Source organism: Phreatobacter sp. (assembly GCF_016793595.1).
GTDB lineage: Bacteria > Pseudomonadota > Alphaproteobacteria > Rhizobiales > Phreatobacteraceae > Phreatobacter.
In genome coordinates this window covers 17,469-43,682 of record NZ_JAEULY010000016.1, presented here as the reverse complement: position 1 = coordinate 43,682, position 26,214 = coordinate 17,469, and the positions used below count along the sequence as shown (strand labels likewise).

Here is a 26,214-nt window from a genome sequence, read left to right as displayed (position 1 = left end):
AACAGCGTGCAAAACGCGATGGAACGGAAGCCATAGAGCGCTCAGCCGAACTCAGCCGCCGAGGGGATCGTCGGCCCGCCAGGAACGCTGACTCCTTTGGCAGCGAGCACCGCCCGCACCACCGCCGCCGCCATGACCTGCGCGGCGATGGCGCCGAGCGCCATCATGTTGCCGGTGACGCCGCTCTTGCCCGTCGCGAGGCAGAAGATCGTATCGCCGTCCCACATGGTGTGGATCGGGTCGATGGTGCGCGCGAGCCCGTCATGGCCATGCTGGGCGAGTTTCTGCGCCTGCGCCTTGGTCAACTGGGCGTCGGTCGCCAGCACCCCGATCGTCGTCGCCATGCCCGGCTGAAGTCCCGGCGGCAGCTCGCCCTTGAGCACCGAAGCAGTGAGGTTGATCTTGGTCTTGCCGTCGGCGCTGCGCGTGCCGGCAATGACCTCGCCACTGCGGGGATCGATGACGTCGCCGACCGCGTTGACCGCCACGATGGCGCCGACCGTCACCTTGCCGACCTTGACCGCCGCCGTGCCGATGCCGCCCTTCATGGCGCGGTTCATGCCCCAGAGCTTGCCCACCGTCGCGCCGGCGCCGGCACCGACCGAACCTTCGGCCGGTGGGTTCGTGGTCGCCGCCTCGCAGGCCTTGTAGCCGGCCGCCGCGTCGGGCCGGACGCGGTGATCGCCGACGCCGAGGTCGAACAGGATGGCCGAGGGCACGATCGGCACGCGCGTCGGGCCGGCCGGAAAGCCGAAGCCCTTCTCCTCCAGCCAGCGAACGGCGCCGGTCGCGGCATCGAGACCGAAGGCGCTGCCGCCCGCCAGCATCACGGCGTGGACCTTGTCGACAAGGTTGGTCGGGTTGAGCAGATCCGTCTCGCGGGTGCCCGGGGCCGCGCCGCGCACATCGACACCGCCGACCACGCCTTCCTCGGTCATGATCACCGTGCAGCCGGTCGGCCGGCGCTCATCGGTGAAATGGCCGACCTTCACGCCGGGAACGTCGGTAATCGCGCCGCCCATCGTGCGCGCACGGACGGCGTCGAGCGACGGCGCACCCGGCGTCTGGGCATTGGCGGCGGATACGAGGGACGACATGACGCCTGCTCCGAGTGCTGCTGAGGTGAAATCGCGACGATCCATCGAAGTCTCCCGGGCGTAATGACAGGGCCGCGAGACTAGGCGGGGCTTGCGGTGCGCCGCCAAGCCCGGGATTACCGCTCAGCCGGTCATGCGCCCTTTGGCCGGAATGCGACGCAGACGGCAGGATCGGTCTCCAGCCGCGGACCGCCGATCAGGTCGATGCAATAGGGGATGGCCGGCATCACCGCGTCGAGGCATTCACGGATCGAGGACGGCTTGCCCGGCAGGTTGACGATCAGCGAGCGGCCGCGGATGCCGGCCGTCTGGCGCGACAGGATCGCCGTCGGAACCACTTTCAGGCTGACCGCCCGCATCAATTCGCCGAAACCGGGCATCATCTTGTCGCAGACCGTTTCGGTCGCCTCCGGCGTAACGTCGCGCGGCGCGGGGCCGGTGCCGCCGGTGGTCAGGATCAGCGGGCAGGATTCGCGGTCGGCAAGCTCGACCAGCGCCGCCTCGATCTCCGCCTGCTCATCGGCGATGATTCGCGGCACGGCATGCCAGGGCGAGGCGAGAAGATCCGTCAGCGCGGCGATGATGCCGGGGCCGCCCTTATCCTCGTAGATGCCGCGGCTGGCACGATCGGAAACGGTGACGACGCCGATGGGAATGGACGATTCGCTCATGTGACGAGGTACGCTGTGCTCATGGCCCATCCATAGCCGCCCGAACAGTCCCGCTCAACGCGGCATGTGGGCCGCGCGGGTCAGCTCCATATCGATATGGGCGGCGGGGCGGCCGCGCGCGAGGCTGTCCCTCTGGCCAGCGCCAACCTGCACGAAACCCAGTTTCTCCTGAACGCGCAGCGATGCGGCGTTCCCGACGAAGGCCCCAGCCGTCAGCCTTTCGAGGCGCGGCTCGCGAAAGGCCAGCGCGACCATGGCCGTCACCGCTTCCGTCGCAAAGCCACGCCCCCAATAGGGCGGCCCGAACCACCAGCCGATTTCCGCCGTCGCACCGTCGCGTGTGAACGAGATGCTGCCGATCAGTGCGTTCGGCTCCTTCTTTCGCGCGACGGCGAGGCCGAGACCATCGCCGGTCGCGTTCGAGGCCAGCATGTCGCCGACAAAGGCCGAGGCATGCGCTTCCGTATAGGGGTGGGGCACCCGCGCGAGCATGCGCGAAACGGAGAGGTCGCCGGCATAGCGGGCTATGCGCGGAACATCGGTGAAGGCGAAGGCGCGCAGGACCAGCCGCCGCGTCTCCAGCGGTGCAGCCGTCTGCCAGGGCGAGGAAGGCGCGTCGGTCATGATCCACCGTGGCGCTGAGGCCCGCCGGCATGGGCCGGCGGACCTTCTTGTCAGAGCGACAGCCCGCGATCAGGCACGATCGCCGATCACGACCTTCGGCGCCGTGCGCCGGAGGATCGGGTCGCGCCAGGCCTTGAGGCTGGCCCAGACCGTCCGCTCCAGCCGGAACTTGTCGACCGGAACGGAGCTCGCCAGTGCCTTCAGCCGGGCGAGACCAACGCCGTTCCACTGGAAACCGCACTTCTCGACGACCCGGCGCGAGGCCGGATTGACGACGCGTGCCCAGGTCACCACCGCCTCGGCGCCCCGGTCTGAGAACAGGTGATCAACGACCGCGCGGGCAGCCTCTGTCGCATAGCCGCGGCCCCAGTGCTCGGCAGCCAGCCAGTAACCGATTTCGGGATCGCCGAATTCAGGCATCACGAAACCCGTCGCACCGACAAGGGCGCCGTTGGTCTTGAGAGTGATGAGAAAGGGATGGTCGGGACTGGCCCAGGCGTTGGCGATCCATTTCTCCGCGTCCTTCGCCGCATAGGGATGCGGAAGGTTGGCCGTCATTTCGGCAACCCGACGATCATTGGCCACGACCACGATCGACGGGACGTCCTCGAAACGCGGCGCACGGAGAACCAGCCGCTCCGTCTCGAGGACGGGGATACTGCTCTCCTTGAGATCGCCGCCCAAGCGGCCTTCCAGTTCGGTTTCCAGGGCAGTCATGACACAGGCTCCTTCCCGCCGGTGTGATGGACCCTCAAGACCATTCCCGAGGGCCAAAGAAAAAGGGGCGCCGGCTTGCCGCCTGGCGCCCCTTGATCCTGAACCTTCGGATATCGGAGCTGCCTGGCGATCTCGCCGGCGGCTCCGATGTCGGTGCCGCCAGTTACTCTGCGGCGGCAATCATCGGAACGACCGACACGTAAGTACGGTTGTTCGTTTTCGTTCGGAATTCTACGCGGCCGTCAGCGGTCGCGAAGAGGGTGTGGTCCTTGCCGAGGCCGACATTGGTCCCGGGATGGAACTTGGTGCCGCGCTGGCGCACGAGAATATTGCCCGCGACGACCGCCTGGCCGCCGAAGCGCTTTACGCCGAGACGCTGTGCATTCGAATCGCGACCGTTCCGAGACGAGCCGCCTGCTTTTTTGTGAGCCATGATGAGCTCCCGATTCCGTTAGGTCTTATAAGACGTATTGTTCAAAAGGATGGCAAGAGCCGGTCGGCGCTTACCAGTCCTCACCGGATTTCTGTTCGGCCTGGTCGGCCTTGGCGCGCGGCGGCTTGCCCGCCAGCAGCTCCCTGGCCTGCTCGACCCATTCCTCGCGCTTGGCGCGACCGCGGAGCGCCAGCTCCTTGTCCTTCGCCTCGAGATCGGCCTCGGTCCAGGACGCGATCTGCTCCCAGGAGGTGATGCCGGCGGCGCGCAGCTTCTTCTCGATCGTCGGGCCGACGCCCGAGATAAGCGAGAGGTTCGACGTGTCGAGCTTTCCGCCCTCGGCCGGCAGGTCGGCGAGCTTGGCCGGCTTGGCGGCGGCGGTCTTCTCGGCGGCCGGCTTCTTCGCGGAGGCGGCCTTCGAAGGCTTGGCGCCATCGGTCAGGATCTCGGCGATGCGGACCACCATCAGGTCCTGGCGATGGCCGCGCTTGCGCTTGGAGTTCTGGCGGCGGCGCTTCTTGAAGGAGATGACCTTCGGGCCGCGCTTCTGCTGGAGAACCTCGCCTGCCACCGAGGCGCCGGCCACGAAGGGCGCGCCGAGGGTGATGCCGGCGTCGCCGCCAAGCATGAGCACGTCCGGAAACACCACGGTATCGCCGGCGCTGGCCTTGAGGATTTCGATGGTGATCGTGTCTTCGGCGGCAACCTTGTACTGTTTGCCGCCAGTCTTGATGACTGCGTACATCGTCGTCTGTCCTTGTGCGACGCGCCGTGAATCACCCGGAAAATCGGGCATCCGGCCGTCTTCTTGTTTGATCTTGCCACCCTGGACGGGCGGATCGGTCTTTGGTCCCGGCCGCCGCCTGAAGCGCAAGGCTCCGACGACCGGATGTTCCGGGACGCGGCTCAATGATGGAAAAGCCGCGCCAAGTCAAGGAAAACTCCGGGCCGGCGGCGATTTTCATGCCCCGAGCCGCGAAGATTTCCGTCCGGGCCGCTTGCGGTGGCTTGAATGCCGCACGGCGTTCGGCTATGTCGCGCTTCGCTCACCAGCCGGCAGATGCTTTTCAAGCCCTGTCCTTGCGAGACCGCGGAGAGGTGGCTGAGTGGTTGAAAGCACCGCACTCGAAATGCGGCATACGGGCAACCGTATCGGGGGTTCGAATCCCTCCCTCTCCGCCACTTCGGAACAACGATGGGCACTCCGCCCGCCGCCGTGGCTACGCCATTGGCGGCCAGCACGCGGAGCAGGTTGCTCTTCGATCCCATGATGCGGACCTCGCCGCGATCGACCTCGACCCGCTGCGCCAGCGCGCGCAGATGGTCGCGGCGATAGCCGCCGCCTTCCATGCGGATACGCCGCCGCGCGGTTGACGCGAACTTTCGCAACGTGGCGGGCGTAATGGCCTGCTGCGCCGAGTTTAGCAGGAGAGCCGAGGCCCGCTCGGCATCCGCCCGCGCTTGATCGCGAGTCGCCTTCAAGGCGATTATGCGTTCCTTGAGCGCCGGGTCATCGAGATCGGCAACGCCGCTTTCGATCGCGTCGTAGAGCCGTTTCAGGCGCAACTCGGTCTCGGCGGATCGCCGGTTCAATTCCGCGATATGCTCACGGCGCCGGTCGCTGCGTTCCTGCCGACGATCCAGAACCTCGGCCAGCACATCCTCCAGCCGGTCAGGATCGAGCAGCCGGTCGGCCAGATAGTTTGCGACCAGATCGTCCAGCCGCTCCATCGCAACGGTCATGCCCTCGCAGGCGGTCGCCCCCTGCCGCGCCTTCATCGAACAGGTGTAATAGCGATAGCGACCGCCCTTTCCGGTGCGAATCGTCATCGCCCCGCCGCACTTCCCGCAATGGATCAGGCCAGTCAGCAGCGTCGGACCGCTCACGACCTGCGGATGGGCGACCTTCGGATTGCGCGCCTTGAAATGCGCCTGCACCGCATCGAACGTGGCCTGGTCGACGATCGCCGGAACCTCCACCGCGATCACTTCCTCGGCGGGCTTCAATTCCTTGCTCTTGCCGCGCTTGTTGAACTCGTGGCGGCCGATATAGGTCGGCCGGGTCAGCATCCGATGGACCGTGCCGATGCCCCAGCGGCCACCGTCGCGCGTGAAGATACGACGCTCGTTGAGATGTTTGGTGATCGACTTCACGCCCATCGGGCCGGACGTGCCGTCGCCTTCCAACGCCAGCTTGAACGCCAGCCGCACCGTGTCGGCATGGATCGGGTCGATTTCCAGCTTCTTCTTCATCTTCGCGCCGCGCTGCTCGGCATCGACAACGCGATAGCCGATCGGCGGCAGCGAGCCGTTCCAGAAGCCCTGCCGGGCATTTTCCTTGAGCGCCCGAAGGACGTGCTTCGCGTTCTCTTTCGATTGATATTCGTCGAACAGCGCCATGATCTGCCGCATCATGACGTGCATCGGGTCGTCGCCCATTTCCTGCGTGATCGACAGCAGCTTGACGCCGTTCTTGGCGAGCTTGCGAACGTAGAACTCCAGCTCGAAATGATCGCGGAAGAAGCGCGAGAAGCTGTGGACCACCACCACGTCGAACGGCGCCGGCTTGCTCGTGCCCGCCTCGATCATCCGCTGGAACTCGGGCCGCCGGTCGTTCGTCGCCGACGCGCCAGCCTCGACGAAGGTATAGACCAGCTCCAATCCCCGCGACAGGCAATAGGCTTCGCCCTGTTTGCGCTGATCGGGGATCGACACGTCATGCTCGGCCTGCCGCGCCGTCGAGACGCGCAGGTAGAGGGCGGCGCGCATCGGCACGGTCATTACAGCGAACTCCTCACATCATTGGCACGGCCCGAACAGCTCGTCGAAAACGTCGCCGAACCATGCCTCGAACACATCCACTTCCGCACTCGTGACCGGCACGCGCTCGGGCCAGTCGTCGGTGACGGTCCACGTCGAAAGATCGTCCTTCGGGCTTTTCCCCGCGCAAGGACGGACGCTGCCGACCGGCAGCGTGGCATAGTCGAACAGGTCGTCCGGGCATTCGCCCCGGCGACGATGGGTGCGACGATGGACTTTGCGGGCAAGGGCCATCCCGACAGGCTGCTTCGCGCTCGCGCCTCATGCAAAGCCTCTGTCGCGGCGAAGCGCAGATAGGGGTGAAAGGCGGCGGGCGTCATATCTAGCCCCACGGATCGACGACCGTGATCCCGCAATCTGCGAAATCACGGACGTTGCGAGTCGCCAGCCGCGCCCCGCGCGAGCGCACGATCGCCGCAATCTGCGCGTCAATCTGGCTGATCGGCTTTCCGCCCTGTTTCCGGCCAGCGGCAATGTCGGGATAGGCTGTCGCGGCTTCGGAATCGAACGGCAGGACGCGCCCGGCCAGATCGACATCAAACATTGGGCGTGCGGCCGCGAGCAGATCATCGCGGCGGCGTCCCTCGGGCAGCAACGCCAGCCCGTAGAAGATTTCCGCCTGGGTCAGCGTCGTGGTGAAGACGCCCGCCATCGGTTGCTCGGCGATCCACGCCATGACCCTCGGATCAGGTTCGCGCCGCATCAGCTCGGATATGACATTGGTGTCGAGGACGATCATTCCCCGAAGTCCACCGAGGGCCGGATTGCCTCGCGCGGCGTAACGGGCAGATCGACGCCGCCCAACTCGCCGAAGCGTTCGTTGATCGCCTGGCCGAGATTGCGCGGACGCGGGATTTCGGTCGAGAGCGCCGAACGCAGAATGTCGCGGGCCTCATCTTCCATCGAACGGCCGTGCATCGCCGCCCGCAAGCGCAGGCGATTTTTGATCGCGTCGTCGATGTTTCGGATCGTCATGACCGCCATGCAAAACCTCCATAAGTCAATGACTGCATTTTAGTCGATGAGGTTAAGAGAATCAAGGAAGGGTTGGCGCCTCCCTGCGGGACCGCCGCTCTATCTCCGCTGCGCTCCGACCGAGCCCCTGGCGGGTCTCGTCCCTGCTGGGTGACGATCAGCATGGCGGGGTGGCGCTGCTGCGCCGTTCGGGCAATCCGCCGCGCGGATTGTTGTCTTTCCGATCTGCGGAGATCGGGCCAGGGCTGCGCCGTCCCGATCGCGTCTGGTCGTTGCTCACTCCGTCGATGGGATGGGCGACGCTTCCCTTTAGACCCGCCGCGCCGGGCCGCAACGCGCTGTTGGCGCGTCCTCCACTGCGTTCCGCTCCTGCGGATGCTGCCCGGCTCCGCCGGCGGGCCTGCCGGTCGCTTCTTCGCCGCCCACCCCATTCCGGGGTGAGTGTGGTTTTTAGGAGAAGTGTGATGAACGCCGTTACCCAAACCGTAGCCGCCGAGCCTGTGTCGGGCGTCGAGATTTTCGTGCCGCTCGCCAAGCTCAAAAAGTCCCCGCGCAATGCCCGCAAGGTGCCGCATGGGGAAGCCGCTATCGAGGCGCTGGCCGCTTCGATCCAGCACAAGGGGCTGATCCAGAACCTTGTCGTGGAGCCGGAGACCAAGGAGGACGGGACGCCGACCGGCTATTATCTCGTTACCGCTGGTGAAGGCCGCAGGCTGGCGATGCTGCTGCGCGCCAAGCGCAAGCAGATCAAGAAGTCGGAAGTCGTGCGCTGCTGGCTCGATACCGCCAACGATCCGTCCGAAATCAGTCTGGACGAGAACGTGACCCGAACCCCGATGCACCCCGCCGACCAGTTCGAGCGGTTCCGTGAACTGTCCGAGAGCAAGGGCTATGGCGCGGAAGAAATCGGCGCGCGGTTCGGCGTGTCGGCTGGCGTGGTGAAGCAGCGGCTTCGCCTTGGCGCTGTCTCGCCCAAGCTGTTGCAGGTCTATCGGGAGGACGGCCTTACGCTGGATCAGCTTATGGCCTTCGCCATCACCGAGGACCATGACCGGCAGGAGCAGGTTTTCGCCAACCTGCATCACAACCGCGAGCCGTGGATTATCCGGCGCGACATGACCGCAAGCAATGTGTCGGCAGAGGACCGGCGCGCGGTGTTCGTCGGAGCCGAAGCCTACGCGGAAGCGGGCGGCAACATCATCCGCGACCTGTTCAGCGAGGACCGTGGCGGGTTCTTCGAGGATGCGGGCTTGCTCGATACGCTTGCCATCGAGAAATTGCGCGAGGTTGCCGAGCGCGTTCAGGCCGAGGGCTGGAAATGGGCCGAGGCGCATATCGACTATCCCCACGCCCACGGGATGCGGCGCTTCTATCCGCAGACCGTCGCCCTGTCCGACGAGGAGGAGGCGCGGGTCGATGAGGCATGGGCCGAATATGACCAGATCGTCGATGGCTATGACTCGTTGGACGAAATGCCCGAGGACTTGGCGGCGAAAGCCCGTGCGCTGGATGCCGAAATGGACGCCCTGTCGGCCAAGCGCTCCGCCTACGATCCCAACGTGATCGCCAATGGCGGTGCGTTCGTCGTGCTTCACCATGACGGCACGGTCAGGGTCGAGCGCGGTTTCGTGCGGGCCGAGGACGAGGCGTTGGCGGACCCCCAGCCGGAGCCGGAAGAAAGCGATGTGACCGAGGCGCAGATGGGCGACGACGAGCAGCCGGAGGACGGCGACGAGGACGTGCAGGACGCCGACGAGGACGAGGAACCGGGCAAGCCGATTTCCGACAGCCTCACCCGTGACCTGTCCGCCCACCGGACCTTGGCGCTTCGCGTGGCGCTGGCCGAGCAGCCCGATATGGCCCTGATCGCGCTGACCCACACGCTGACCGCGCAACTGTTCTACAGCTATGCGGAGGCCGGTTGCCTTGAGGTTCGTCCGACCGTGACCCCCTTGGGGAGCCATGCGGACGGGATCGAGGACACGCCATTGGCGGCACGGGCGAGCGAGCAGCACGAGGCATGGGCCGAGCGGATGCCGCGCGACGTGGCGGACCTGTGGGCCTTCATCGTCGGGCTGGACGAGGCGAAGCGGATTGCGTTGCTGGCGCATTGCGCGGCTCGCACCGTCAACGCTCTGCGGTTGCCGTGGGACCGCAAGCCCCGGTCGCTGCAAACGGCGGACAGGCTGGCGGGCGCGCTGGCGCTGGACGTGGCGAAGGACTGGACGCCGACCGTGGACAGCTACCTTGGCCGTGTCACCAAGGCGCATATCGTGGAGGCCGTGACCGAAGGCGTGTCCGAGGACGCCGCCCGCCGCATCGCGGACATGAAGAAGCCGGACATGGCGCAAGCCGCCGAGCAGCTTCTTTCCGGGACCGGCTGGCTTCCCGCCGTGTTGAGGACGCCCGAACCGGAGGGAGCGGACCCCGCGCCTGCGGAGCCGGAGGACGCGGATAGCGTGGAGCAGCCGCGCGAAGTGGAGGACAGCGAAGCATCCTTTGCTGTCGCCGCCGAATAGCGGCACGGGACCGGGACCGCGCGAGCGGTCCCGGTTTCCTTTTGTTGCATTTCTGGAGGTGGGTTCATCGAGTAATGTTGCAGACCCACGCGGCGGGACCGCTCGGCGACTATGATGCGGGCGATGAGCGACGGTCTATGCCAGCCTCGCGCGGGATCTCGGCGCACACATAGGGAGCGTCAGCCGCGTTCCTCTCCTGTCGTCTCTGCGAAGAATTATTTGCGAGGTGAGCCCGGCGCGGTCCAGCAAAGAAGCGAATGCCCTCCGACTGACGATGCCCGTCATAGCCACGGCGTGGAATTTCCGGCTCGGCGACAACCGCGCGGCCTCTCGATTGGCTTGATCTAACCGGTGCTGGCTTCGCCTTGATCGGCCTGGCGCAACGGCGCCGCGCGGCTTTTTTCCGCCGCCTTCGGCTTTGCATCGCGAAACAAAAAGGCCGCGCGTCGCCATCCTCCGCTGCGCTTCGGCCGCAAGCGGTGCGCGTCCGATCATCCCCGCTTCACCGATCGCCATCGAGGCCGCGGCGGTCGTGGCCCGAAGCAAAAGGAACTTCGACATGGCTACCATCGGCACCTTCACCCAGGCGGGCAACGGCTCCTTCAGCGGAACCATCAAGACGCTCACCCTCAACGCAAAGGCCACCCTCCGTCCGATCGACAAGGAGAGCGACAAGGCCCCCGATTTCCGCGTCGTGGTCGGCACGGTCGAATGCGGCGCGGGGTGGAAGAAGACCAGCCGCGAGAACCGCGACTACATCTCGGTCAAGCTGGACGATCCGACCTTCGCGGCTCCGATCTATGCCACTCTGGTCGAAACCGAGACCCCCGGCGAATACGCTCTCATCTGGTCGCGCTGACCTCGACACGGCGCCCCGCTTCCTCGGAGCGGGGCGCCTTCGTGTGCTGGTCCGCCAGTTCATAATATGGACGGGCCAGTGGCCCGGCATGTTGTGAGGTGCTTGGGGCGCCGCCCCCAGCGCCCTTCGGAGCGGCTTCCGCCCAGCTTCCTCCACGCTTCGCGTTCCGTGCAGCCGGTTCCCCGCGAAGCCGCCCACTCCGGTTGCACCCCCGGTCTCGCCGACGGGCAGGGTTTCAGCGCGGCGCTCCGCTGCGCGGAAACCCAAGCCCAAGGACTTCAGTCATGTATCATCAACTTGCCACCCGGTTCGGCCGGAACGCCCATCAGATCAGCGGTCGGGAGCCGCTCGACAACGAGGCGCTATATCGCCACGTCCCGTCCATCTTCGCCCGCGAGGCGCACGACAGCCGTTCGGAGCGGTATGTCTATGTCCCGACCATCGACATCGTGGAGGGATTGCGCCGGGAAGGATGGTTCCCGTTTTTCGCCGTCCAGTCGGTTCCGCGCGACGGTTCACGCCACGGCCACGCGAAACACATGCTGCGCCTTCGCCGTGACGAGGGAATCGGCAAACCCGAGGCCGCAGAAGTCATCATCGTGAACAGCCATGACGGGACCAGCGCCTATCAGATGTTCGCCGGGATGTTGCGCTTCGTCTGCACCAATTCCATGATCGCGGGCGAGCGGTTCGAGGAGGTCCGCGTTCCCCACAAGGGCAATATCGAGCACGACATTATCGAAGGCGTTTACACCGTCGCCGAGGACTTTCCTCGCCTGATCGACGCCAGCGAGGCCATGAAGGAGGTGCGGCTTTCCGAGGACGAGCGGCGGTTGCTTGGCGAGGTGAGTTTGGTCGCCCGCTATGGCGAGGACGAAAGCCCGCTGCGGCCTGAACAGATCATCGAACCGCGCCGCCGTGAGGACATGGGCGATAGCCTGTGGACCACCTTCAACGTCATTCAGGAGAATGTCGTGCGGGGCGGGTTGCAGGGCCGCAAGCGCAACGCGGAGGGCCGCATACGCCGGGCGCAGACCCGCGCCATCAACGGCATTGACCAGAACGTGACGCTCAACCGGGCGCTCTGGACACTGGCCGAGGGAATGCAACGCCTCAAGAAAGCATGACCGTTCGCCACCGCAGGGCCGGACCTTCGGCCCTGCGGCTCGGCTATCTAGCGCCGATCCGCTGCGGCGGATCGGCGGCGGCCGCGCGTCCCAAGGTCCGCGCGGCCGCAAACGCGCTCGCCGGGCTGGCGCCCGGCTCGCGCTTAGTGGTGGTCAAATCAGCCCCGCCATCCTATGAAGCTCTCGGGCCGCTACGCGGCGGCCTGGGGCGTGGAAACCCCGGAATATCCGGTTGGGCGTCGGCCGTGACGACGCCGCCATCCTTGACCGCATGGTCGGGGAGCCTGTGACGTATACAACAGGCTCTCGGGCTAAAGGTCATAGGGACCGAGATATTCCGGTTTTCCAACTCCCCGATCACGGGTCTAGGAGCTGTTTGCGGGGGCGCACCGCAAATCAGCAGCCTTTTCGAGTGTCGGCGAGCTATGCAGAATTTGCGGCCAATCATGCCTGTCACGCTCATCGAAACGCAGCGCCCTGATCTAATTAGTTAAAGAGGGCGGATCGGCGAGAACGAGATGAACACCAAAGTTTTCGATGATCGCGCGCCCGATTCTGCCGAACTTACGGCCTATGATAATGGCCATCTCACCGACTATCTGCGGTTGCTCGACGCTGACGCAGACGGGGCGGATTGGCGAGAGGCCGCTGGTTTGATCTTTGGCATCGACGTCGCGCGCGAGCCGGGTCGCGCGAAGGTCATGCACGACAGCCACCTCGCCCGCGCGCGGTGGATGACGGAAGTGGGATACGCTCATTTGCTAGGAAGCCGACGTGGCTAAATCGTTAAGATTACTCTCCATTTCGGACCAATTGCCGTGCCAACTTGCCGCCTGCACGGCATGGTTGTGCGCGACCTTCGCGCTATCGCGCAGGCGTTCCATGACGATCTTCAATCTTCCACAAACCGCGCTGAAGGCGCGACTGGGAGGATGCCATGCCGACGCCGCCGGGGCGTCGCCAGCGGCGTGTCGGCGGACTGTCCGATGCGCTCGGGCGCGCCGACATAGCCGCCGAGTTTCTACGCCGAAATCGCACCTATCGCGCCGAACATGCACAGATGCGGCAGCGCATCGCGGACGGCGCCGTCGCCAAGAACGCAGCGGAAGCAGCATTCGCGCGGCGCTGGGGGTTGTCCTTTCGCCACCGCGCCCGATGACCTGACCGAGCCCGTCATCTGGCGGCCGGAGCTGTCCGCCGTGACGGTCATTCTTGACGCGGCGCCGGACGGATTTGCGAGCGCTCAGCCGGTCGATCCGCACTTGCTCGGCGCGCTGCTCGCGGACCTGGCGGGGACCGACGGGCGCCACGTCATCGTCGCCGACGCGGCCGGCGAGCATCGGTTATGGCTGCGTGACCCGACGCCCGGCCGCCCGCTCGCCGCCATCGTCCCCCTCGACCGCGACTTCATTACTCGCATCGCCACCCTGTTGCGTTTTCATCGCCGGTTGCTCGGTCGAGAGGCCGGACCGTTGCCGCGCGGTTGGCCCCTCACGCCCTATCGCCTAGCCCGCCTGAAGCTGATCCTGCGCGCCGTTGATTTGCGTGATGGCGGTGCGACCTATCGCCAGATCGCGGTAGAGTTAGGGCGCGAAGACGCGACCAACCTCTCCGCGAGCGACTGGAAAATGTCGGCGTCCCGGTCGTTCGTGGTTCGGCTCGTCCGTGATGGCATCGCCATGATGAAAGGCGATTACCGCAAGCTGCTCCGCATCCGCTGAAACGCCCATCCAAGGGCGCCGTCGCGGGGGGTGGTCACATCCGCGCAGCCGCACATCTTCATACCCCACCCGGCCGCTTCCATTCTGACAATTACGCCTCCTGCCGCCACCGCCCGCAGGAGCCGTCACTTGTCCGATACGCCCACCAACTTGCCGCCCCGTTTCCTGCGCACGCCGGAAGCCGCGCGCTTTCTCGGCCTTTCCGGTCGCACGCTGGAGAAGCATCGCTATTTCGGCACCGGCCCCGCCTACCGCCGGATCGGTGGCAGGGTGGTCTATTCGGTCGATGACCTGCGCGCCTGGGCCGACATCGGCATCAAGCATTCGACTTCCGATCCGGGTCAGGACGACCTCATGCCGCGCGCGGATTCGGCCATCGCCCGGAGCCGGCGATGACCGTCCCGCCGTCACCCATGCGTCACCGCCAGCCGTCCGACGACGGCATGACCCGCGTTGAACTGACGTGGATCGAGAAGCGGATCGAGCACTGGATCAGGTTCGGCCGCGTCGCCGTGGACGAGATCGTTGATCGCCGCCGACGCATCGTCCGCTTCCGGCCCGGCGAGATCTTCGCGTTCGTCCGCTGGGCGGCGAACGACTACGGCACGGTAGTCTCGCGCATCGACATCGTGCGCGCAGTCGGCGCGGACGAGCCGTTCACGACGCTGCCATTCGTGCGGCCGGGTGGCGACATCCTACTCAAGATCGAGGGCTGGCCCAAAGTCAGTCAGGTTCTCGCGGCGATCGACGCGACCGAGGCGGCCGGCGTCGATCCCTGTGACGCCGCGCCCGACCATTGGCGGCACGTCCATAACCGCATTGCCGCCGGACAAGCCCCGCGTCCCTACACGCTGGAGCGTCATCGCGCCTGGCTCAAGCGCCGGGAGATCGAGGGATGACGCGCCGCTTCTATCTCCGTGCGACCGCCATCGCTGCGTCAGTGTTCGTCCTATCGTTCGCTGCCGTCGCGCTCACCGATCCGCTGCCGCGCGTCATCTGGAACGCCAGCGCGAGCGCGCCGCTCGGTCTCTATCGCATACGGCCCGACAGCGATCCGCACGTTGGTGCGCTTGTCGCCGTCGCGCCGCCCGAAGCGCTTGGCCGCTGGATGGCCCAGCGCGGTTATCTCGGCCGTGACGTGCCACTGTTGAAGCATGTCGCCGCCAAGGCGGGACAGCGCGTTTGCCGGATCGGTGCGACGGTCAGCGTCGATGGACGTGCGGTTGCCGTCGCCCTGATCCGTGACCGGATCGGCCGCCCGCTGCCCGCGTGGCAGGGTTGCCGCACGATCGCAGCCGGCGAGCTGCTGCTGCTCAATCCCGATCATCCCGACAGCCTGGACGGGCGCTACTTCGGGCCGCTGCCAGCCTCGACCGTGCTCGGCCGCGCCATCTCGATCCTCACCCGCGACATCCCCGAAGCGCCGCTGAGGTGGCGTGCCGTCCGGTCCTGACCCGCATCCACCCCACCAAACGAAAGGATATTCCCATGCAGATCGGCAGCTTTTTCCGCACCGCCAACGGCTATGAAGGCATCATCGAGACGGCGACTCTCGACATCCGCATATCGATCGTTCCCGCCGACCCGACCGACGCCGAAAAGGCGCCGGACTGGCGCGTCCACCGCGGCGACAGCGAAGGCCCGGAGATCGGCGCGGGCTGGAACGAGACCGGCGAACGCGCCGGAGATTACGTCTCGCTGCGCATCGACGACCCCGCGTTCGCGCAGCCGATCCGCGCCGCGCTGTTCCAGAACACGGGCGACAAATCGGCCTGGTCGTTGCGCTGGAACCGCCAGCCCAAGTCGCGCGAGCAGGACTGAGCCGGTGCGATCCCTGTTCATCCCTTTGTTCGCGGGAAAGCCGTCTCATCCCTTCGTCCCGCTCGGCCAAAGGCCGGCCGGCGCGCGCAGCGGGGGTCAAGGGCGGCCAAAGGCCGGCGCTTGGCGCGAACCCTTTACCGCAGCGAGCACGCTGGCAGGCTGGCGGCGAAGCGGAGTCGGATCGGCCATATTGATTGCGACCGTCCTGCTGTCCTGTGGCGCTGCGCCGGGAACGGTTCGGGCGCAAGACGCGCCCGTCGCCGCCCCGGCCGCAGCACATCCCTATGCTGGTCATGTCGCCGACGCCGCGCGGCGGTTCGGGATTCCCGAAGCGTGGATATGGGCGGTCATGCGCGTCGAAAGCCGGGCCAACTCGCGCGCTGTCTCGCGGGCTGGCGCTATGGGGCTGATGCAGATCATGCCTGCGACCTGGGCGGGGCTGCGCGTCCGTTACGGTCTCGGCCCCGATCCATTCGACGTGCGCGACAACATCATGGCGGGCGCGGCCTATCTGCGCGAGATGCACGACCGCTACGGCAACGCGAGCGCGATGCTGGCGGCCTATAATGCGGGACCGGGGCGCTACGACGACTATGTGTCGCGCGGCCGTCCGCTGCCCGCCGAGACGATCGGCTACCTGGCCCAGCTTACGGCCGTGGTCGGCGCGCGGGGTGCGGTCGAAACGGCGGTGAGTGCGCCGCAGGACCGCTTCGCGTGGCGTCGTTCGGCACTGTTCGTCCGCATCACAGGTAGCGGGTCCGCGTCGTCTGCCGCGCAATCCGACGACACATCCGATGCGCCGGGATCGGTCGCGGCGCGCGCCACCGAAGCGCAGGAGATCGCGGTTCCCTCGTCACCGGAAACGCAGGCGGACACGCTGTTCGTCCCCCGCGCCCGCGCGGGCCGACCGCAATGATTGGCGCTCGCGCCCGATCGGTCGCCGGATTCGAGCAGGGAACCGAGAGGGCAGGAAACAGGGGGGAACTGCGAGGGCAAGATATAAGCCGCACCCCGTTTCGCCGAAAAGCCGGGGCTTTTCCGTGGCTTCACATGGGGGCGTCGGTCGGCGCGCGTGCCGCGCGGAAGGGAAAAGCCAGTAAAATCAACGTCTCGAATGGCACCATTGGCCATTTTCGGCGGGAAACGGCCCGGCCGTGAGCAAGGACAGCGATTTCCGCGTCCGGCCCGGAAAGGCCAAGCGCAGCAAGGCGCAGGGCCGCAATGCGCGCGGCCTGGTGGCTGAGGTGCTGCGGGTCGCCGCGATCCATAGCGGCGGGCGGCGCAGCGGCGGCGCGTCGCGCCGGGGCGGCCAGTCCAGTTTCGGCCGGGGCCGCACCGCGTTTGCGCGTAACCGCCTGTTCGGTTCCGGCCGGCGCGCCATCGTCAAGATGCTGCCCGTCACTACCCGCAGCCGTGGCGGGCGACGTATGGCGCCGCTGTCCGCGCACATCGCCTATCTGAAGCGTGAAGGCGTCACCCGCGACGGTTCTCCCACGCGCATGTTCGACGCGACAAGCGACCGTGCCGACGATCGCGGTTTCGCCGAGCGGTGCAAGGATGACCGCCATCATTTCCGGGTCATCGTGTCCCCGGAGGACGCGGCGGAATTGACCGACCTTCGCGAATATACCCGCGACCTCGTTCGCCAGATGGAAGCGGACCTTGGCACGCGCCTGGAATGGATCGCGGTCGATCATTGGAACACCGACAATCCGCACGTCCATCTGCTCGTTCGCGGGGTCAACGACCAGGGCGGCGATCTTCTTATCGCCCGCGACTATATCAGCCACAATCTGCGGTCGCGTGCCGAGGAGCTGGCGTTCGCGGAGTTGGGGCCGAAACCCGAACATGAGGTCCAACGTGCGCTCGATCGCGAGGTAACGGCGGAGCGCTGGACCCGGCTCGACGGCGAGATCGGCCGCGCCGCCGATGAGCTGGGCGTAATCGACCTGCGCGCCGAGCGGCCCGGCCCGGACGACCCGCGCCTCCGCCGATTGATGATCGGTCGGTTGCAGCATCTGGAAACGATGGGACTCGCGGCCGAGGGTGAGCCGGGGCGATGGGCGGTCGCCGAAGGGGCGGCGGCGAAGCTGCGCGAGCTGGGGACGCGCGGCGACATCATCCGCACGATCGGTGCGGCGCTCAAAGAACGCGGGCAGGATCGCGCGCTCGACAGCTACGCCGTCGTGAACGGCGCGCCCGAGAACCCGATTGCCGGCCGGCTCATCGACAAGGGATTGCACGACGAGCTGACCGGCACCGCCTATGCTGTGATCGACGGCACGGACGGCCGCACCCATCATGTGCGCCTGCCCGGCATCGAGGCGCTGGAGCATAGCCCAAAGCTCGGCGGCATCGTCGAACTGCGTGGCGTTGGACGGCCCGGCGAGGCCAAGCCGACGCTGGTGCTCGCCACGCGCTCAGACCTCGACCTTGCCGCGCAGGTCAAGGCGCCGGGTGCAACCTGGCTCGACCATCGCCTGATCGAGCGCGGCGCTGGCGTCGCTGACGGCGGGTTCGGCGCCGAGGTGCGTCGCGCGATGGACGCGCGCACCGACCATCTCGTCAAGGAAGGGCTGGCGCGCCGCTATGGCGAACGCACCGTGTTCGAGCGCGGTCTGCTCGACACGCTGCGCAAGCGCGAGCTGGATTCGGTTGGCGCGAAGATCGCCGGCGAGACCGGGCTTGCTTATCGCTCCGCCGCCGACGGCGAGAAGATTTCCGGCGTCGTCCGCCAGCGGCTTGCGCTCGCGTCCGGCCGTTTCGCCATGCTCGATGACGGTCTTGGTTTCCGGCTCGTGCCCTGGGCCAGCACCCTCGAACAGCAGCTCGGCCGGCAAGTGTCCGGCGTGGTGCGCGCCGGTGGCGGCATCGACTGGACGCTGGGTCGCAAGCGCGACCTCGGCCTGTAACCCCGAAAGGAAAATCCATGTCCGCGACCAAGATATTATGGGGTCAGGTCATCACCGTGTTCCTGATCGTCCTCGCCGCCGTATGGGGCGCGACGCAATGGACCGCCGCCGCTCTCGCCTACCAGCCGGAGCTTGGCCCGCCGTGGTTCATGGCCTTCGGCTACCGCATCTATCCACCGCCGGCGTTCTTCTGGTGGTGGTTCAGCTTCGACGCCTATGCGCCCGACATCTTCAAGACCGGCGCGTTCATCGCGGCGTCGGGCGGGTTCGTGTCGATCGCGGTCGCCATCGGCATGTCGGTATGGCGCGCGCGCGAACTGAAGAACGCCGAAACCTACGGCTCGGCGCGCTGGGCGACCGAGCGGGAGGTTCGCAGCGCCGGGCTGCTGGGGCCGAACGGCGTCGTTCTCGGCAAGCTCGCGCGCGACTATCTGCGCCATGACGGGCCGGAGCATGTGCTGTGCTTCGCCCCGACGCGGAGCGGCAAAGGCGTCGGCCTCGTCGTGCCGTCGCTGCTGACCTGGCCCGCATCGGCGATCGTCCACGACATCAAGGGCGAGAACTGGACGCTGACCGCAGGCTTTCGCGCCCGGCATGGCCGAGTGCTTCTGTTCGATCCGACCAACGCGGCGTCCGCGGCCTACAATCCGTTGCTCGAAGTGCGACGCGGACAATGGGAAGTGCGCGACGTTCAGAATGTCGCCGACGTGCTGGTCGATCCCGAAGGCTCGCTGGAGCGCCGAAACCATTGGGAGAAAACCTCCCATTCGCTGCTGGTCGGCGCGATCCTTCACGTCCTCTATGCCGAGCCGGATAAGACGCTGGCCGGCGTTGCGGGATTCCTCTCGGACCCGTCGCGGACGATCGAACAGACGCTGGCCGCGATGATGGCGACGCCACACTTGGGCGAAGCCGGCGTGCATCCGGTCGTCGCCAGCGCTGCGCGCGAGTTGTTGAACAAGTCGGACAACGAGCGATCCGGCGTGCTTTCCACCGCCATGTCGTTCCTCGGCCTCTACCGCGATCCGGTCGTGGCGCAGGTCACGCGCGCCTGTCAGTGGCGCATATCGGATCTGGTCGATGGCGATCGGCCGGCGACGCTCTATCTGGTCGTGCCGCCCAGCGACATATCGCGCACCAAGCCGCTCATCCGGCTCATCCTCAACCAGATCGGTCGCCGGTTGACCGAGGAGCTGACGCCGAACGGCGACCGCCATCGCGTGCTCTTGATGCTCGATGAGTTTCCCGCGCTAGGCCGTCTCGACTTCTTCGAGTCCGCGCTGGCCTTCATGGCTGGCTATGGTCTCAAGGCATTCCTGATCGCGCAGTCTCTCAACCAGATCGAGAAGGCTTATGGCCCGAACAACGCGATCCTCGACAATTGCCATGTGCGCGTGAGCTTCGCCACCAACGACGAGCGCACCGCCAAGCGGGTGTCTGATGCGCTCGGCACCGCGACCGAGATGCGGGCGATGAAGAACTATGCGGGCCACAGGCTTTCGCCCTGGCTTGGGCATCTGATGGTGTCGCGGTCAGAGACCGCCCGCCAACTCCTCACGCCGGGCGAGGTGATGCAGCTCCCGCCCAATGACGAGATCGTCATGGTAGCGGGCGTCCATCCGATCCGGGCGAAGAAGGCTCGCTACTACTCCGACGCACGGTTCGCCGAGCGGATCATGCCCGCGCCCACCCCGGACGCCGGCCCGGTGCGTCCCGATGACTGGACGGGCCGCGCCGTCGTCGCCGATCCCGCCGCCGTGGCGCGGATCGTTCGTTCGACAGAGGACGCGGCCAACGGTGGATTGCGGCGCGAACCCGAACTGCCGGAACATGTCGCCATCGCGCCCGAGACCTCGCCGCCGCCGGCTCAGGAGTTTGCGATCGTGGACGACGAACCCGACGATGCCGCGCGGCAGGCGGCCGTGCGGCGCCGGATGCAGGGCATTGCGCGGCAGGCTTCGCTCGACCCCGGCGACGGTATCGAGCTGTAGGCGGCGATCATGCGCGTCCGGCTCAATGTCTACTTTCCGCCCGCGCTCGCCAAGCAGGTTGATGAGCTGGCGATAAGGCGTCGCATCTCACGCTCCGCGATCGTTGAAGCGGCGGTGGCGTCCTATCTGTCGCCCGATGGCGCCGACCGCATGGAGGCGGCGTTCGCTCGCAGGCTCGACCGGCTGTCGCGACAAGTGCAGCGATTGGAGCGCAACACCGGTCTAACAACCGAGGCGCTAAGCCTGTTTGTCCGGTTCTGGCTGTCGGTGACTCCACCGCTGCCTGACGAGGACCAGGCGGCGGCGCAGGTGAAGGGGCGCAAACGCTACGAGGGGTTTATCGAAACGCTTGGACGGCGCTTTGCCAGCGGGAAGAGCTTGATGGACGAGATCCCCGAAGATGTGTGGCCGACGCGATCCGATCAGTAAATTGGCGAGGCCGCAACGACGATAGAGTGTCATACCACTTGGCCGCTCGAGGGAAGTCGGTGCGGATGCCGCTATTGAGGGAACGGGGTTAGCGAGCCAAGAACCCCATGATGGCAAGCATGTTGCCATCTGGATCCTCGAATTGTTGAAGTTGCAGGGTTCCAGCGGGCGTCGATTGTACCATCTCGACGGCACCGATGAGTTTTGCTCCCGACTCCTGCAATCTGACCAGAGCAGCCTCGAAGTCGTCGACATGAAAGTATAGGATACCGGTCGGCGTCGCGGACCTTTGCCGCCTTCCATCAGCGGCGATCATCAGCCGTGTTCCGGACACGTCAAAAAAGAGCATCTGGTTCGCCTCGAACAGCAATCGCAGCCCTATCCGATCGCGATAGAAAGTCAGCGCTGTCGGAAGGTCTGCGACGGTCAAAGCCACTTGCTCAAACCGGCCGTTGGTGAGCACCGGCGCCTTCGCGGTTTGCGCTAGAGTATTGGACGGCATGGTGGCGAGAACGGCGGCGACTAGCACAGCGGCTTTCATGGTGTTCCTCCTTCTGTAGACGCGATCACGCTCATCAGCCCCAAAGCAGCACCGTCTGGATCGTCCAAAAATGCCATCCACTCTTCGGTCCCATCGTCGTGCACATATATGCGATGAGGCGCGCTTCTAATGGACACTCCCGCCGCGCAAAGACGTTCGACTTCGGCATGAATGTCGCCAACACGGAAATAAATCAGTGAATTGGTAGCCGGATCGCCAACGGAAAGGTAGAGACGTGTATTTCCGCAATCGAAGAACGTCATATCCTCAAAGCGCATAAGCTCTTTCAGACCGACGACATCGCGTAGCCAATCCGCAGTCTTTCTTAGGTCGCGGGTCACGCGCGCAATTTGCCCGAGCGACCACGCGGGCACTGCCGCCTTTTCTTGCTGCGTTACAAGCGCAGAGTCGGCTCGTACCCCCGACCACTGCCGTAATTCCAGCCGGCTTCGCAGGTTGAGCTTGCTCAACGCACTGCTTACGTGAAACTTCACCGCATCAAGCGTCAATTCGCACCGGGCAGCGATAGCAGGGTTAGTCAACCCATGCCGGACCCCTTCGACAACGCGCCACTCAGCGGGCGTGAGCGTATCGGGATGGGCAGGTCTTCCTCGCTTCGTCATACCCAACGTGTAGGCGGCCGGAAAACGAATTACCCTACCCGAAAGGCTCACCTGCCTCAAAAATCCGGCCGTCGTGCGACTCGTAATCGATGAAGTTTGGAGACTTGCGCGCTGCCACCGCACGCTAAGTGGCATCGCCGCCGGATGCGTATCTGCCGCCCCCTCTACTACGCTGACAAGTAGCTGTTGCAGCCCGAGTATTTCTGCGTCTCTTGATGTGCCCCGACAGCCGGGCGGCGGTTCGCCCGGTCCTTTGCAGGGGCCAGTCGTTGACCGTTCATCCGATCCGATCCGAGGCGAGATCACGCGGCGCGCGAATGCTGCGCACGGCGCTCGGATCGTCGATCGCCGCGTGGCTGGACGACCCCGCCGTCATCGAAGTGATGCTGAACCCCGATGGCAGGCTGTGGGTGGATCGGCTCGGCGAAGGGATCAGCGACACGGGATTGTCGCTGACTGCGGTGGACGGCGAGCGCATCGTCCGCCTGGTCGCGCACCATGTCGGTGCCGAGGTCCATGCCCGGTCTCCGCGCGTCTCGGCTGAGTTGCCCGAAGGGGGCGAGCGGTTCGAGGGGCTGTTGCCGCCTGTCGTCACCGCGCCGGCCTTCGCCATCCGTAAGCCCGCCGTCGCCGTCTTTACGCTCGATCACTATGCAGCGGCGGGCATCATGCGACTGGATGCGGCGATAGCGCTGCGTCAGGGTGTCGAAGCCCGCGCCAACATCCTCGTCGCGGGCGGGACCGGCAGTGGAAAGACCACGCTCGTCAACGCGCTTTTGGCCGAAGTCGCCAAGACCACCGACCGCATCGTCCTGATCGAAGACACGCGCGAGCTGCAATGCACCGCGCCCAACCTCGTCGCCATGCGGACCAAGGATGGCGTCGTTTCGCTGTCCGATCTCGTCCGGTCCTCGCTGCGGCTACGTCCCGATCGCATCCCCATCGGCGAGGTGCGCGGCGCCGAGGCGCTCGACCTCCTCAAAGCCTGGGGCACCGGACATCCCGGCGGGATCGGCACCATCCACGCCGGAACCGCGCTCGGCGCGCTGCGCCGCATGGAACAGCTCATTCAGGAGGCCGTCGTGACGGTCCCGCGCGCGCTGCTGGCCGAGACCATCGACATCATCGCCGTCCTGGCCCGCGACGGACATGGCCGCCGCCTCGCCGAGCTAGCCCGCGTCGAAGGGCTCGACGCCGCGACCGGCGATTACCGCCTCACGCCGCTGACCACCCCCCAACCCGGAGACCTGCCATGATCCATGCCATTCGGCATGGCGCACGCCGCGCCATGCTTGCCGCCACCGCCAGCGTCATCGCACTGAGCATTTCTGTTCCGGCCCACGCGGGCGGTTCGTCGATGCCGTGGGAAGCCCCGCTGCAAAGCATCCTCGAATCCATCGAGGGGCCAGTGGCGAAAATCGTCGCGGTCATCATCATCATCGTGACCGGCCTGACGCTAGCGTTCGGCGATACGAGCGGCGGCTTCCGCCGTCTGATCCAGATCGTGTTCGGCCTGTCGATCGCGTTCGCGGCCAGCTCCTTCTTCCTGTCGTTCTTCAGCTTCGGCGGCGGGGCGCTGGTCTGATGGAGAGCGCCGAGCCGATCGCGGGCTTCTATGCCCCCGTCCACCGGGCGCTGACCGAGCCGATCCTGCTCGGCGGCGCCCCGCGCTCGCTCGCCATCGTCAATGGGACGCTGGCGGGTGCGATCGGCCTCGGCCTGCGCCTCTGGATCGCCGGGCTGGTCATTTGGGCGCTCGGCCACGCCCTGTCCGTCTGGGCCGCCCGCCGTGATCCGCAGTTCGTGGACGTTGCCCGCCGCCACCTCCGTTACCCGAGCTGGATGCAGCCATGATGAGCCTCAGCGAATATCGCAACAAGGCGGCGCATCTCGCCGACTTCCTGCCCTGGGCCGCGCTGGTCGGTGAAGGCGTCGTGCTCAACAAGGACGGTTCGTTCCAGCGCACCGCCCGGTTCCGCGGCCCCGATCTCGACAGCGCAACGCCGGCCGAGCTGATGGCGACCACCTCGCGGCTCAACAATTCGCTTCGCCGGCTCGGTTCGGGCTGGGCGATCTTCGTCGAGGCGCAGCGCAGTCCCGCGCTCCATTATCCCGAGGATGATTTCCCCGATCCCGTGTCGGCGCTGGTCGATATGGAACGGCGCGAACAGTTCCGCGAGGAAGGCGCGCATTTCGAGAGCGCCTATTATCTGACGCTGCTGTGGATGCCGCCCGCCGAGGAGGCCGCGCGGGCCGAAGGCTGGCTCTACGAGGGCCGGTCCACAGCCGGCGTCGATCCGTGGGAGCTGCTCAAGGGCTTCACCGATCGCAGCGACCGCGTTCTCAATCTCGTCGAAGGCTTCGTGCCCGAGGTCCGCTGGCTCGATAACGCCGAGACGCTGACTTACCTCCATTCGACGATCTCGACGCGGCGCCAGCGTGTGCGCGTCCCCGAGACGCCGATGCACCTCGACGCGCTGCTGGCCGACGAGCCGCTGACCGGCGGGCTGGAGCCGCGCCTGGGCGACCATCATCTACGGACGCTGACGATCACGGGATTCCCGAGCGTCACATTCCCCGGCCTGCTCGACGAGCTGAACCGGCTCGCCTTCGAGTATCGCTGGTCCACCCGCGCGATCATGCTCGACAAGACCGATGCGACGAAGCTGCTGACCCGCATCCGCCGCCAATGGTTCGCCAAGCGCAAAAGCGTTGCAGCGATCCTCAAGGAAGTGATGACCAACGAGGCATCGACGCTGCTCGACAGCGACGCCTCGAACAAGGCGGCCGACGCCGACACCGCCTTGCAGGAGCTGGGCGCCGACTACGCCGGCATGGCCTATGTCACCGCCAGCGTGACGGTGTGGGACCGCGATCCCGCCATCGCCGCCGAGAAGCTGCGGCTGGTCGAAAAGGTCATCCAGGGTCGCGACTTCACCGTGATCCCCGAGGGCATGAACGCGATCGAGGCGTGGCTTGGGAGCCTGCCCGGTCACGCTTATGCCAACGTCCGTCAGCCTCCGATTTCCACCCTCAATCTCGCCCACCTGATCCCCCTGTCAGCGGTTTGGGCGGGGCCGGAACGGGACGAGCATTTCGGCGCTCCCCCCTTGCTTTACGGCAAGACCGAAGGCTCGACCCCGTTCCGGTTTTCCCTTCACGTCGGCGATGTCGGTCACACCCTCATCGTCGGGCCGACCGGCTCCGGCAAATCGGTGTTGCTCGCACTGATGGCGATGCAGTTCCGCCGCTACGAGAGCGCGCAGGTCTTTGCCTTCGACTTCGGCGGCAGCATCCGCGCCGCCGCGATCGGCATGGGCGGCGACTGGCAGGATCTCGGCGGGATGCTCGCCGACGAGGCCGGGGACGACGTTCAGCTCCAGCCGCTCGCCCATATTGACGATCCGGCCGAACGCGCCTGGGCCGCCGAATGGCTGGCGGCGATCCTCACATCCGAAAATGTGACCGTCGACCCGCAGGCCAAGGAGCATATCTGGTCGGCGCTGACCTCGCTCGCCACCGCGCCGATAACGGAACGGACCCTGACCGGGCTCGCCGTTCTGCTCCAGAGCCAGCAGCTCAAGCAGGCGCTCGCGCCTTGGTGCGTCGGCGGCGCATGGGGTCGGCTGCTCGATGCCGAAACCGAGCGGCTTGGCGAGGCCACCGTTCAAGTGTTCGAGACCGAAGGCTTGATGGAAAGCGGCGCGGCGCCCGCCGTCCTGTCCTATTTGTTCCACCGCATCGCGGGGCGGCTCGACGGCAGCCCGACGCTCATCATCATCGACGAAGGTTGGCTGGCGCTCGGATCGCCCGCGTTCGCCAAGCAGCTTTCGGAATGGCTGGTGACGTTGCGTAAGAAGAACGCCAGCGTCATCTTCGCCACCCAATCGCTCGCGCAGATCGAGGACAGCACGATCGCGCCAGCCATCGTCGAGAGCTGTCCGACGCGGATATTCCTCCCGAACGAACGCGCGGTCGAACCGCAGATCGCGGTGATCTACGAGCGGTTCGGGCTCAACGCCAGGCAGATCGAAATCCTCAGTCGGGCGACGCCCAAGCGCGATTATTACTGTCAGTCGCGGCGCGGCAACCGCCTGTTCGAGCTGGGGCTGGGCGAGGTCGCGCTGGCCTTCGCCGCCGCATCTTCCAAGACCGATCAGCGCCAGATCGCGGAGCTGGTGGACGCGCACGGCGCATCCGCCTTCGCGTCCGAATGGCTGCGCCATCGCGGTTGCGCCTGGGCGGTCGAACTTCTTCCCGCACCCCAACCCGATCCGCTGGCCGCAGGCCGGGAAGATGCCGGCCAGCCCCCCTTGCCTTGAAGGACACGACCC

The 26,214-nt window shown here is 66.3% G+C and carries 28 protein-coding genes, 1 tRNA gene and 1 pseudogene; 19 read left to right on the top strand and 11 right to left on the bottom strand.

Annotated elements, in window-relative coordinates:
- Positions 1–41 precede the first annotated feature (41 nt).
- The 6 genes from JNK84_RS17460 to JNK84_RS17435 all read right to left on the bottom strand — a co-directional run bounded on the left by JNK84_RS17460 (position 42) and on the right by JNK84_RS17435 (position 4,287).
- On the bottom strand, positions 42–1,142 hold the full coding sequence (locus JNK84_RS17460) for a P1 family peptidase (RefSeq protein WP_441343267.1): 1,101 nt from the start codon (positions 1,140–1,142) through the stop codon (positions 42–44).
- An 86-nt stretch (positions 1,143–1,228) separates the two neighbouring features.
- On the bottom strand, positions 1,229–1,768 hold the full coding sequence (gene mog / locus JNK84_RS17455; protein ID WP_293426027.1) for a molybdopterin adenylyltransferase: 540 nt from the start codon (positions 1,766–1,768) through the stop codon (positions 1,229–1,231).
- A 54-nt stretch (positions 1,769–1,822) separates the two neighbouring features.
- The gene (locus JNK84_RS17450; protein WP_293426025.1) at positions 1,823–2,392 is read right to left on the bottom strand and encodes a GNAT family N-acetyltransferase; all 570 of its coding nucleotides are present in this window, start codon (positions 2,390–2,392) and stop codon (positions 1,823–1,825) included.
- 69 nt (positions 2,393–2,461) lie between these two features.
- Positions 2,462–3,109 carry a GNAT family N-acetyltransferase gene (locus JNK84_RS17445; RefSeq protein WP_293426023.1) on the bottom strand — a complete coding sequence of 216 codons (648 nt, stop codon included), beginning with the start codon at positions 3,107–3,109 and terminating at the stop codon, positions 2,462–2,464.
- Positions 3,110–3,272: 163 nt separating this feature from the next.
- Positions 3,273–3,542, bottom strand: a complete 270-nt coding sequence (rpmA, locus tag JNK84_RS17440; protein WP_293426021.1) for a 50S ribosomal protein L27 — start codon at positions 3,540–3,542, stop codon at positions 3,273–3,275.
- A 70-nt stretch (positions 3,543–3,612) separates the two neighbouring features.
- On the bottom strand, positions 3,613–4,287 hold the full coding sequence (locus JNK84_RS17435; protein WP_293426019.1) for a 50S ribosomal protein L21: 675 nt from the start codon (positions 4,285–4,287) through the stop codon (positions 3,613–3,615).
- Between the two features lie 347 nt (positions 4,288–4,634).
- On the opposite strand from JNK84_RS17435, the gene JNK84_RS17430 reads away from it, so the two are divergent.
- Positions 4,635–4,724 (top strand) — tRNA-Ser (locus JNK84_RS17430).
- Here the strand turns inward: JNK84_RS17430 and JNK84_RS17425 are convergent.
- The 3 genes and pseudogenes from JNK84_RS17425 to JNK84_RS17415 all read right to left on the bottom strand — a co-directional run.
- Positions 4,695–6,323, bottom strand: a pseudogene (locus JNK84_RS17425) (recombinase family protein); the annotation flags it as partial. The gene JNK84_RS17430 and the pseudogene JNK84_RS17425 sit on opposite strands and share 30 nt — an antisense overlap.
- Before the next feature lie 361 nt (positions 6,324–6,684).
- A complete protein-coding gene (locus JNK84_RS17420) occupies positions 6,685–7,101 on the bottom strand; it encodes a type II toxin-antitoxin system VapC family toxin (RefSeq protein WP_293426017.1) in 417 nt (138 codons plus the stop codon).
- Positions 7,098–7,346 carry a FitA-like ribbon-helix-helix domain-containing protein gene (locus JNK84_RS17415; protein WP_293426015.1) on the bottom strand — a complete coding sequence of 83 codons (249 nt, stop codon included), beginning with the start codon at positions 7,344–7,346 and terminating at the stop codon, positions 7,098–7,100. Before JNK84_RS17415 ends, JNK84_RS17420 begins: the two co-directional genes overlap by 4 nt.
- 455 nt (positions 7,347–7,801) lie before the next feature.
- Between JNK84_RS17415 and JNK84_RS17410 the strand changes: the two genes are divergently transcribed.
- The 14 genes from JNK84_RS17410 (at position 7,802) to JNK84_RS17345 (ending at position 20,716) form a co-directional block, all read left to right on the top strand.
- Complete coding sequence (locus JNK84_RS17410) at positions 7,802–9,856, top strand: ParB/RepB/Spo0J family partition protein (protein ID WP_293426281.1); 2,055 nt, start codon at positions 7,802–7,804, stop codon at positions 9,854–9,856.
- A 559-nt stretch (positions 9,857–10,415) separates the two neighbouring features.
- Positions 10,416–10,715, top strand: coding sequence for a DUF736 domain-containing protein (locus JNK84_RS17405; protein WP_293426013.1), 300 nt, complete (start codon positions 10,416–10,418; stop codon positions 10,713–10,715).
- Positions 10,716–10,999: 284 nt separating this feature from the next.
- A complete protein-coding gene (locus JNK84_RS17400) occupies positions 11,000–11,842 on the top strand; it encodes a DUF932 domain-containing protein (protein ID WP_293426011.1) in 843 nt (280 codons plus the stop codon).
- A 518-nt stretch (positions 11,843–12,360) separates the two neighbouring features.
- Positions 12,361–12,624: a DNA -binding domain-containing protein gene (locus JNK84_RS17395; protein ID WP_070932648.1), complete on the top strand. Its 264-nt coding sequence runs from the start codon at positions 12,361–12,363 to the stop codon at positions 12,622–12,624.
- 155 nt (positions 12,625–12,779) lie between these two features.
- Positions 12,780–13,001, top strand: a complete 222-nt coding sequence (locus JNK84_RS17390) for a transcriptional regulator domain-containing protein (protein WP_084652915.1) — start codon at positions 12,780–12,782, stop codon at positions 12,999–13,001.
- Positions 13,002–13,041: 40 nt separating this feature from the next.
- Positions 13,042–13,563 carry a DUF2285 domain-containing protein gene (locus tag JNK84_RS17385; RefSeq protein WP_293426003.1) on the top strand — a complete coding sequence of 174 codons (522 nt, stop codon included), beginning with the start codon at positions 13,042–13,044 and terminating at the stop codon, positions 13,561–13,563.
- 129 nt (positions 13,564–13,692) lie between these two features.
- Positions 13,693–13,959, top strand: coding sequence for a helix-turn-helix transcriptional regulator (locus JNK84_RS17380; protein WP_015459426.1), 267 nt, complete (start codon positions 13,693–13,695; stop codon positions 13,957–13,959).
- Positions 13,956–14,462, top strand: coding sequence for a DUF2840 domain-containing protein (locus JNK84_RS17375; RefSeq protein WP_293426001.1), 507 nt, complete (start codon positions 13,956–13,958; stop codon positions 14,460–14,462). The genes JNK84_RS17380 and JNK84_RS17375 overlap by 4 nt, the downstream gene beginning before the upstream one ends.
- Positions 14,459–15,016 carry a S26 family signal peptidase gene (locus JNK84_RS17370; protein WP_293425999.1) on the top strand — a complete coding sequence of 186 codons (558 nt, stop codon included), beginning with the start codon at positions 14,459–14,461 and terminating at the stop codon, positions 15,014–15,016. The genes JNK84_RS17375 and JNK84_RS17370 overlap by 4 nt, the downstream gene beginning before the upstream one ends.
- 35 nt (positions 15,017–15,051) lie before the next feature.
- Positions 15,052–15,384 (top strand): DUF736 domain-containing protein, encoded by a 333-nt coding sequence (locus JNK84_RS17365; RefSeq protein WP_070932643.1) that lies wholly within the window; start codon positions 15,052–15,054, stop codon positions 15,382–15,384.
- 190 nt (positions 15,385–15,574) lie between these two features.
- Entirely contained in the window at positions 15,575–16,300 is a 726-nt protein-coding gene (locus tag JNK84_RS17360; protein ID WP_293425995.1) for a lytic transglycosylase domain-containing protein, read from the top strand.
- A gap of 238 nt (positions 16,301–16,538) precedes the next feature.
- Positions 16,539–18,296, top strand: coding sequence for a relaxase/mobilization nuclease domain-containing protein (locus JNK84_RS17355; protein ID WP_293425993.1), 1,758 nt, complete (start codon positions 16,539–16,541; stop codon positions 18,294–18,296).
- A 17-nt stretch (positions 18,297–18,313) separates the two neighbouring features.
- Positions 18,314–20,287, top strand: coding sequence for a conjugal transfer protein TraG (locus JNK84_RS17350; RefSeq protein WP_293425991.1), 1,974 nt, complete (start codon positions 18,314–18,316; stop codon positions 20,285–20,287).
- A 9-nt stretch (positions 20,288–20,296) separates the two neighbouring features.
- The gene (locus tag JNK84_RS17345) at positions 20,297–20,716 is read left to right on the top strand and encodes a CopG family transcriptional regulator (protein WP_293425989.1); all 420 of its coding nucleotides are present in this window, start codon (positions 20,297–20,299) and stop codon (positions 20,714–20,716) included.
- Positions 20,717–20,804: 88 nt separating this feature from the next.
- Here JNK84_RS17345 and JNK84_RS17340 read toward each other — a convergent pair whose 3' ends face one another.
- Both JNK84_RS17340 and JNK84_RS17335 read right to left on the bottom strand, forming a co-directional pair.
- A complete protein-coding gene (locus tag JNK84_RS17340) occupies positions 20,805–21,257 on the bottom strand; it encodes a VOC family protein (RefSeq protein WP_293425987.1) in 453 nt (150 codons plus the stop codon).
- On the bottom strand, positions 21,254–21,880 hold the full coding sequence (locus JNK84_RS17335; RefSeq protein WP_293426279.1) for a LuxR C-terminal-related transcriptional regulator: 627 nt from the start codon (positions 21,878–21,880) through the stop codon (positions 21,254–21,256). The genes JNK84_RS17340 and JNK84_RS17335 overlap by 4 nt, the downstream gene beginning before the upstream one ends.
- Positions 21,881–22,197: 317 nt before the next feature.
- On the opposite strand from JNK84_RS17335, the gene trbB reads away from it, so the two are divergent.
- Genes trbB through trbE form a run of 4 tightly spaced genes read left to right on the top strand, consistent with a single transcriptional unit; the run spans position 22,198 to position 26,202 of the window.
- Positions 22,198–23,136, top strand: a complete 939-nt coding sequence (trbB, locus tag JNK84_RS17330) for a P-type conjugative transfer ATPase TrbB (RefSeq protein ID WP_293425985.1) — start codon at positions 22,198–22,200, stop codon at positions 23,134–23,136.
- Positions 23,137–23,168: 32 nt separating this feature from the next.
- Positions 23,169–23,465, top strand: coding sequence for a TrbC/VirB2 family protein (locus JNK84_RS17325; protein WP_293425983.1), 297 nt, complete (start codon positions 23,169–23,171; stop codon positions 23,463–23,465).
- Positions 23,465–23,734 (top strand): VirB3 family type IV secretion system protein, encoded by a 270-nt coding sequence (locus JNK84_RS17320; RefSeq protein ID WP_293425981.1) that lies wholly within the window; start codon positions 23,465–23,467, stop codon positions 23,732–23,734. The genes JNK84_RS17325 and JNK84_RS17320 overlap by 1 nt, the downstream gene beginning before the upstream one ends.
- Positions 23,731–26,202 (top strand): conjugal transfer protein TrbE, encoded by a 2,472-nt coding sequence (gene trbE, locus JNK84_RS17315; protein WP_293425979.1) that lies wholly within the window; start codon positions 23,731–23,733, stop codon positions 26,200–26,202. The genes JNK84_RS17320 and trbE overlap by 4 nt, the downstream gene beginning before the upstream one ends.
- Positions 26,203–26,214 lie beyond the last annotated feature (12 nt).

What these genes read in the sequence shown, in the direction of transcription:
- JNK84_RS17460 (WP_441343267.1), bottom strand. Translation starts at nt 1,142, where the DNA reads ATGGATCGTCGCGATTTCACCTCAGCAGCACTCGGAGCAGGCGTCATG.
- mog (WP_293426027.1), bottom strand. Translation starts at nt 1,768, where the DNA reads ATGAGCGAATCGTCCATTCCCATCGGCGTCGTCACCGTTTCCGATCGT.
- JNK84_RS17450 (WP_293426025.1), bottom strand. Translation starts at nt 2,392, where the DNA reads ATGACCGACGCGCCTTCCTCGCCCTGGCAGACGGCTGCACCGCTGGAG.
- JNK84_RS17445 (WP_293426023.1), bottom strand. Translation starts at nt 3,109, where the DNA reads ATGACTGCCCTGGAAACCGAACTGGAAGGCCGCTTGGGCGGCGATCTC.
- rpmA (WP_293426021.1), bottom strand. Translation starts at nt 3,542, where the DNA reads ATGGCTCACAAAAAAGCAGGCGGCTCGTCTCGGAACGGTCGCGATTCG.
- JNK84_RS17435 (WP_293426019.1), bottom strand. Translation starts at nt 4,287, where the DNA reads ATGTACGCAGTCATCAAGACTGGCGGCAAACAGTACAAGGTTGCCGCC.
- JNK84_RS17420 (WP_293426017.1), bottom strand. Translation starts at nt 7,101, where the DNA reads ATGATCGTCCTCGACACCAATGTCATATCCGAGCTGATGCGGCGCGAA.
- JNK84_RS17415 (WP_293426015.1), bottom strand. Translation starts at nt 7,346, where the DNA reads ATGGCGGTCATGACGATCCGAAACATCGACGACGCGATCAAAAATCGC.
- JNK84_RS17410 (WP_293426281.1), top strand. Translation starts at nt 7,802, where the DNA reads ATGAACGCCGTTACCCAAACCGTAGCCGCCGAGCCTGTGTCGGGCGTC.
- JNK84_RS17405 (WP_293426013.1), top strand. Translation starts at nt 10,416, where the DNA reads ATGGCTACCATCGGCACCTTCACCCAGGCGGGCAACGGCTCCTTCAGC.
- JNK84_RS17400 (WP_293426011.1), top strand. Translation starts at nt 11,000, where the DNA reads ATGTATCATCAACTTGCCACCCGGTTCGGCCGGAACGCCCATCAGATC.
- JNK84_RS17395 (WP_070932648.1), top strand. Translation starts at nt 12,361, where the DNA reads ATGAACACCAAAGTTTTCGATGATCGCGCGCCCGATTCTGCCGAACTT.
- JNK84_RS17390 (WP_084652915.1), top strand. Translation starts at nt 12,780, where the DNA reads ATGCCGACGCCGCCGGGGCGTCGCCAGCGGCGTGTCGGCGGACTGTCC.
- JNK84_RS17375 (WP_293426001.1), top strand. Translation starts at nt 13,956, where the DNA reads ATGACCGTCCCGCCGTCACCCATGCGTCACCGCCAGCCGTCCGACGAC.
- JNK84_RS17370 (WP_293425999.1), top strand. Translation starts at nt 14,459, where the DNA reads ATGACGCGCCGCTTCTATCTCCGTGCGACCGCCATCGCTGCGTCAGTG.
- JNK84_RS17365 (WP_070932643.1), top strand. Translation starts at nt 15,052, where the DNA reads ATGCAGATCGGCAGCTTTTTCCGCACCGCCAACGGCTATGAAGGCATC.
- JNK84_RS17350 (WP_293425991.1), top strand. Translation starts at nt 18,314, where the DNA reads ATGTCCGCGACCAAGATATTATGGGGTCAGGTCATCACCGTGTTCCTG.
- JNK84_RS17345 (WP_293425989.1), top strand. Translation starts at nt 20,297, where the DNA reads ATGCGCGTCCGGCTCAATGTCTACTTTCCGCCCGCGCTCGCCAAGCAG.
- JNK84_RS17340 (WP_293425987.1), bottom strand. Translation starts at nt 21,257, where the DNA reads ATGAAAGCCGCTGTGCTAGTCGCCGCCGTTCTCGCCACCATGCCGTCC.
- JNK84_RS17335 (WP_293426279.1), bottom strand. Translation starts at nt 21,880, where the DNA reads ATGACGAAGCGAGGAAGACCTGCCCATCCCGATACGCTCACGCCCGCT.
- trbB (WP_293425985.1), top strand. Translation starts at nt 22,198, where the DNA reads ATGCTGCGCACGGCGCTCGGATCGTCGATCGCCGCGTGGCTGGACGAC.
- JNK84_RS17325 (WP_293425983.1), top strand. Translation starts at nt 23,169, where the DNA reads ATGCTTGCCGCCACCGCCAGCGTCATCGCACTGAGCATTTCTGTTCCG.
- JNK84_RS17320 (WP_293425981.1), top strand. Translation starts at nt 23,465, where the DNA reads ATGGAGAGCGCCGAGCCGATCGCGGGCTTCTATGCCCCCGTCCACCGG.
- trbE (WP_293425979.1), top strand. Translation starts at nt 23,731, where the DNA reads ATGATGAGCCTCAGCGAATATCGCAACAAGGCGGCGCATCTCGCCGAC.